Annotated in this window: 2 protein-coding genes and 1 pseudogene; 2 read left to right on the forward strand and 1 reads right to left on the reverse strand. The window is 73.3% G+C overall.

What is annotated here, in order from left to right; genetic code table 11:
• Positions 1–405 (forward strand): annotated as a pseudogene (locus tag AB0C29_RS49235) (MATE family efflux transporter); the annotation flags it as partial.
• A 2-nt stretch (positions 406–407) separates the two neighbouring features.
• Here AB0C29_RS49235 and AB0C29_RS49240 read toward each other — a convergent pair.
• On the reverse strand, positions 408–854 hold the full coding sequence (locus AB0C29_RS49240; RefSeq protein ID WP_360835394.1) for a MarR family transcriptional regulator: 447 nt from the start codon (positions 852–854) through the stop codon (positions 408–410).
• Positions 855–890: 36 nt separating this feature from the next.
• On the opposite strand from AB0C29_RS49240, the gene AB0C29_RS49245 reads away from it, so the two are divergent.
• Positions 891–1,230 (forward strand): hypothetical protein (locus tag AB0C29_RS49245; protein ID WP_360835396.1); only part of this gene is annotated, 340 nt, incomplete at its 3' end.

Genomic DNA, 1,230 nt, shown 5'->3' on the forward strand with positions numbered 1-1,230 from the left:
GTCGCCCGGCGGGTCACCGCGGTGGGCGCGGTGGCCGGGGTGGGCTTCGCGGCCCGGGCTGCGGCGGGCGCGGGGGTGGTGCCCGGCTGGTTCACCGGCGACCAGGCGGTCCACGAGCAGGCGGCGATCGTGTGGCCCTGGTTCGTGGGCATGCTCCCGTTCGCCGGCGTGGTCTACGCCCTGGACGGCGTCCTGATCGGCGCGGGCGACGTCGGCTACCTGCGCACGATGACGCTGGCGGCGGCCCTGGTCGGCTTCCTGCCGGCCATCTGGCTGGCGTACGCGCTGGACTGGGGGCTGTCGGGGGTGTGGTTCGGGCTGGCGCTGTTCACCTTGATCCGGCTGGTGTTCCTGCTGGTCCGCTGGCGTGGGGCGCGGTGGGCGGTGCTGGGCGCCACCCGCTGACCTCACTCGGCCGGCGGGCGGTCGGTGAGGGACCCGAGCGCGGCAGTGAAGGAAGTCAGCAGCCGGGCGAACGTCTCCCGGTCGGCCTCCGGCCAGTCGCTCATCGCCCGCGAGAAGATCTCCTGCCGGGACCGGTGGGCATCCGCCAGCTGGGACCGCCCCGGCCCGGTCAGGACGAGCAACGTCCGCCGGCCGTCTTGCTGATCGGCCTGGCGGATCACCAGGCCCTGCTCCACCGCCCGGGCCACCAGCCGGCTGGCTCGTGGCTGATCGACCCCGAGCGCAGTGCCCACCTCGCCGACCGTTGCGGGCCGGCCCAGCTCCTCCAGCGCGTCGAGCACCCCGAAGACCGTCTGATCACCCTCAGGAGCGAGCCGGCTCAGTGCTCGCCGGCTCTGACTCCGCCGGATCGTGATCATCGCGCGCTCGATCGCCGCCAGCTCCGCCATGGATGTCATTGTACAAATGCTTGTAACATGACATGCATGCGTCCCCTGGGGTATTGGGTCAAAGAGATCGACCGCCGGATCGAGGCCGAGTTCGACCGGCTGATGGCCGACGAGGAGCTGACCCGGCGGCACTGGCAGATCCTGACCACCCTTGCGCAGGCCGACACGTCCAGGGCTGAGCTCGACACCGCCCTCGCGCCGTTCGCCCCGACCGTGCGCGCGCAGGTCGACGACCTGATCCGCCGCGCCTGGGTGACCGAGACGGAAGCCGGGCCGGTCCCCGACCCGACCGCGGCCGGGCGGGCGGCTGAGGCGGACAACGGGCCGGGCCGTCACCTGACCTGGGCCGGGCGGGCGGCTGAGGCGGACAACGGGC

Source organism: Actinoplanes sp. NPDC048791, from assembly GCF_040650095.1.
Classification (GTDB): domain Bacteria; phylum Actinomycetota; class Actinomycetes; order Mycobacteriales; family Micromonosporaceae; genus Actinoplanes.

Bases quoted from the DNA above. Each gene is read 5' to 3' on its own strand.
- AB0C29_RS49240 (WP_360835394.1), bottom strand. From the start codon at position 854: ATGGCGGAGCTGGCGGCGATCGAGCGCGCGATGATCACGATCCGGCGG.